The following is a 5083-nucleotide window of genomic DNA, read 5'->3' on the forward strand; positions in this document are numbered from 1 at the left end:
CGCAGGCCTACGCCGAGACCTCGCCGCCGTCACCAACGGACTCACCCTGCTCTGGAACTCCGGCCCCGTCGAAGGCACCGTATGCAAGATCAAAGCACTCAAGAGATCCATGTACGGCAGGGCCAACTTCGCGCTACTGCGGCACCGCATCCTGCTCAACGCCTGAGCGCGACGTCCACAAGATCTTCGCCAGAGCCATGCCACACGTCCGCCCACCCGGTGATCCAACAGACCGTTGACAGCTGGTTCGCGCGAGGGCTTGGTGTCGGCGTCGCCAGTAGGACCAGCGCAGCAGGTGGGCGATGTCGGGTGGCGTGTGGTGCAGCGGTGACCAGGCGCCTGGTCTCGGCGACGGTCAGAGCGATCATCTCGGTCGTGGCCGGGTTGGCCGGGGACAGGGTGGTGAGGGTCAAGACGGCCAGGGCAAGCATGGCCAAGATGGTGAACGGTGCCACGAGGTCCAGTTCCGGCACTGGTACTGGCGGAGTCCGACCTGGCCCTTCGCGATCTGGAACGTCTCCTTGACCGCCCACCTGGTGCCCGCGACTCGGACTAGGGCCGCAAGCGGTGCCGGCCGCGGTGGCCAGCAGCCGTAGAACGCGAGGTCGCCGTAGCTGATGCGGGGGATGAGCAGGCTGTGCAGGCCGGGACATTCATCGTGGACGCCCACCCACGCCCAGTCGTAGAACCGCTCACCCTTGGAGCCTCGCCCACAGCTGCGCCGCTGCCAGGCCAGCTCCGACAGCCACGACTCGATCACGTCGACGCGCTCCCTCACCACCGTGGTGACCTGCAAGTAATGGTTGCGGGCCACGGCCGGGACGAAGTCGATGCCCAGTTCGCGCAGCCGTCGGCGCAGTGCCGGTCACAGCCGTATGCCTCGTCGGCGGTGACTTAATCGACCCTCGTCCCGGCGGCCACCGCCGCGTCGATCATCTGCACCGCCAGGGCCGGCTTGGTCGCGGACTCCGCCTCGGCGGGGATACCCGCCTGCGGGCAACGCTCGGCATCGACGGTCCACGACCGGGGCGCTATACAGCCTGCGATCGACCAACGCCCGGCCTCGCGGCGAGGCGTGAGCGAGGATGACCGCAACCTGGTTGTTCTCGATGCCGACCGCAAGACCCGCCGGTTCCAGGGCAAGTCCGACCCGATCGACGCTGAGGTCGCCGCCGCCGACCTGGCCGGACGCGCCACCGGCACCCCCAAGACCCGAGACGGCCACGTCGAGGCCCTGCGCGCCCTGGGCGTCACCGCACCCGACACCCTGCGCCGACAACTGCGCAGCCTGCCCGCGGCCACGTTCATCGCCACCTGCGCCGCACTCACCCCCGACCCCGCCGCCGCGGCCGAGCCCGCCACCGCCACCATGATCGCGCTATGCGGCCTGGCCCGCCGCCACCAGCACCTGTCCGCCGACCATCCTCGGTGACAGTGTCACCTCAGGATCGGTGTCCGGAGAACCGGGTCAAGCTCACAGCGCTCAGATCCGGTACAGGTGGGCCGCGGCCTGCACGGCTTGGGTGCGGTTTTGTACGCCGAGTTTGTCGTAGAGGCGGGTGGCGTAGGTGCGTACTGTGGACTCTGTCAGATGCATACGTGACGCGATGGCGGCGAGGCTGTCGCCGGTGTGCAGTTGGCGCAGGATCTGCTCCTCACGTCGGCTGAGTGTGGTGGAGAGTGTGCGGCGTCGGGCCATCGCCGCGGCGAGGTCGGGTGCGGTAAACGAGTTTGGTGCCACCGCGGCGTGCCGTACGGCCGACAGCACCAGCTCGATCGGCGCGGTGCGTGGCAGGTAGGCCGACAGTCCGGCCTGCAGTGCCTGCAGTAGGAGTCCGTCGTGAGCGGGGCCGGTGAGCAGCACGCCGAGTAGCGGACGCTGCGCGCGCAGGTCTGTTGCCAGTTGCAGTCCGCCTGCGCGGGGAATGGCTGCGTCGATGGCGATCACGTCTGGAGCGAGATCGTCGACCAGGTGGAGGGCCTCGTCTCCGGTGGCGGCCTGGCCGACCAGTTCGATGTCGGGATGAGTTGTGCAGGCGGCGCTGTACCCGAGGCGCACCAGCGTGACGGGGTCGGCCGCGACGAACTTGACGGACAAGAGCCCCCTTTGCAACGCCGCAGCGGCCCGCCGGGTGGTGCCGCGTCCGACCACGGGGGTAATCGGCGCGGCACCGTGCCCGACCTCCCGACCGGAGAGGGAGCCCGAGGCATCCTGGCCGGGACCAACGATCGGTTGAGGCGGCCAGCGCGGTAATGCCCCGGGGGTGCACAGTTGTACCCGCCCCCGCAGGACGCTGCCAACAGGCAATACTCACCAACTGTGAGCTTCACCTTGGGGGTGGATACCCCGAAACAGGATGTTGATCCAGGGAAGGGAGTGTCCCCGTTGGGGCGCCCATCGAAGTTCACCAACGAGTTGCGGCGTGACGCGGCGAGGTGCCGGCCTCCGGACCGGGTCGCCGCGAGTTCGTCGACATCACGCCGGTGACTGGCCAAGCTGACACCGACGCCCGGCTGAGGGCTGCAAGCGCCTCGACCACGCTGGCACATTCCGCCTGCAGCACTGGGACTACGACGCCGACCGCGTCGACGGCTTCGACCACGACATCGGCGCCGTCCTGATCAAGGAAGCGACCGCCGAAGGCGAACCCTGTCTGCTCATCACGCTCCAGAGCTGCAGCTGACCCCGGAACAGTTCCTCTATCCATGGCAAATCCAGGCCCAGGTACGTCAAACCACAGAACTCATCCACAGGTCTTGACTTTTGCTCCCCGACATGTCTGTAATGCGCGGCGAGACCAGCAAATCCATGCATGGTTGAACTCGGCAATGTTGAAGGCTGACCGCCAACTCACCGTTGGCGGTCAGCCTTCGATCTCCTTACGCCGCCCGATGCTGTCCTAAGCTGCACCGTCGGATGGTTCAAGGCATGCCGTGTACCACCCGAGTGCTGCCTATCAACGGGTGATCAGGTTGCGTGCGGCCGATGCCGCGACGCCCGGCGCCGGGATCGGAACCCCTGCACAGACGACGTCTGCCGCAGGGAGAATGCCGTCGATCAGGTAGCTCTCGACGATGGTGTCGACGCACGCGTTGCCGGTGAGGGCGTAGATGCCGTGATCACCCTCGTTCTGCACTCGCACCATCCGGGAGCCCGCAAACCGGCTGTGTGCGCGCTCCGCACCTTCGATCGGGGTGGCCGGGTCGCGCTCGGACTGCACCATCAGGACAGGCGGAACGCCGACCCCGTTCGGCGCGGGCATGACGACGTTCGGCCGGTTCCACGACTGGCACATTAGCGGGTCGCTGATCGCGTTCCAGCCGATCAGGGGGTACCGGGCGCCCTGTCGAGCTGACTCCTCGACGGCGAACTGAACGCCGCCGGGCCACGGCGTGTCGTTGCAGACAATGCTCCAGAAGGTTGCATACAGGGTATCCGCGCTTACGGGCGAGAGCCCGCGGCCGGCGCCGCGCTTACCCGCCTCGATCTTCGAGCGAATCTTCGCAGCCACCGCCATATCGCCGGCACTTGGGGACTGCGTGGATTCGCTGAGGTAGACGAGGATGTCTGCCAATCCGGCGAACGAGTACTTGCTGTACACACCGGGCACGATCAGGTAGTAGTCCAGCGTATTGGGATGAACAAGGAATCCGTCACCCAGGTCGACCGGGTGGGCGGCGAGGGAGGCGCGGATCCTTTCGTACTCGGCGCGCACCTCCTCGGCGGTGGTGCCGAGGCCGTACACGTTGGCGTGTTGTGCAACCCACGGCAGGAAGTCGGAGCGGAACCGGCGCTCGAACCCACGCGGCTGGCGCAGAAACGCGCCCTGCATCGAATCGGTGAAGTCCACGTTCGAGTCGAAGACGAACTTGTCGACGTGCGAGCGGAAGTAGGTCGCGTAGTACGCGCCCGTCCAGGTCCCACCGGAATAGCCGATCCAACTGATCTTGTTGCGCCCGAGGAGCTGGCGAAGCAAATCGAGGTCACGGACAGTCTGCTCGGTGGTGATGTACCTGCCCAGCTCGCGGGACGCCTCCTGGCAGCCTTGCGCCATGCCGACGCTGGCATCGACCAGCAGGCTCAGGTTCTCCGTACTCCGATTCCTAGGGTCCACGTCGTCCCGAACGAACCCGTGCCCGTCGCACCGCACGGTGGTGCTCTGGCCAGTGCCGCGCACGTCAAACCCGATGAGCTCGACATTGTCGAGCAGCCGCTGCCGACCAGTGAGCTGAAACCACAGCGGCATGTCCAGGCCAGGAGCACCTGGACCGCCGGGGTTGACGAAGACTGTCCGGACCGGGCTGCCCTCGAGCGGGCGAAGGCGGCTTACCGCCATCGTGATCTCAGCGAGCTGCTCCGAGTCGGCCCAGTCCTTCGGAACCGCGACTTTCCCACACTCGAGTTTGGCTTTACCGGGATCGGGCGGCGCAGAATCACACGGACGCCAGTCGATCACCTGGTCGAGGAATCGGGCCGGCACGGCCGTCGCAGGCGCCTGAGGCAGAGGTGCATTGCGTGTAGGTTCAGCCAGTGCCGGACTGCCGGTGCCCGTGGCGATGGTGGCCAATGTGACTGCGGTGAGCAGGACCGGCCTGAACAGCGCTAACCGTCGATGCCTGGTGTATTCCATACTAATGAGTACGACTGTGTCTTAGCTCCTGATCCATGTTGGAGTTATGAAATGGATCTCACCCTATGCGGAGTAATCGAGTCCCGCTGGTTGGTCGTCGGAAGCATCACGGAATGATCGCGCGATGACGATGATCAGGAACAATCGTCTCCGCAGGTGCGGAATCAGTGGTCACCGACGAGGGGTCCCTTCCTGGCTGGGCGTTTCAATTACGTATGAGGTATCTGGCGTTGAATCGTCGAGCATCATTCCGCTCGACGTGCGAGCCGGATAGTGAGGCCATTGCAGCCTGACGGTCGTGGATGTGTCGGCTGGACCGAGGTCGATCTGCCCGCAGACGTGAAAGGAACTCCTGCTAGGACTGGGTTACCACACCAACAGTCGTTGCAGGAGTTCCGTTGCTACCGTACCGTGCTTCGATCCCGGGTCTGACCGACGTCCACCTCACGTTC

At 66.0% G+C, this 5083-nt stretch carries 3 protein-coding genes; 1 reads left to right on the forward strand and 2 read right to left on the reverse strand.

The features are described 5' to 3' along the window. Positions 1-1075 precede the first annotated feature (1075 nt). On the forward strand, positions 1076-1432 hold the full coding sequence (locus AB0J67_RS39095) for a hypothetical protein (protein ID WP_363490541.1): 357 nt from the start codon (positions 1076-1078) through the stop codon (positions 1430-1432). 51 nt (positions 1433-1483) lie between these two features. On the opposite strand, the gene AB0J67_RS39100 is transcribed toward AB0J67_RS39095, so the two are convergent. Together AB0J67_RS39100 and AB0J67_RS39105 are read right to left on the reverse strand one after the other, a co-directional pair. Continuing rightward, positions 1484-2098: a response regulator transcription factor gene (locus tag AB0J67_RS39100; protein ID WP_363490543.1), complete on the reverse strand. Its 615-nt coding sequence runs from the start codon at positions 2096-2098 to the stop codon at positions 1484-1486. Between the two features lie 859 nt (positions 2099-2957). Continuing rightward, on the reverse strand, positions 2958-4631 hold the full coding sequence (locus tag AB0J67_RS39105; protein ID WP_363490545.1) for an alpha/beta hydrolase: 1674 nt from the start codon (positions 4629-4631) through the stop codon (positions 2958-2960). Positions 4632-5083: the final 452 nt, after the last annotated feature.

Origin of the sequence: Catellatospora sp. NPDC049609 (genome assembly GCF_040675365.1) — a bacterium.
Taxonomy (GTDB): Bacteria; Actinomycetota; Actinomycetes; order Mycobacteriales; family Micromonosporaceae; genus Catellatospora.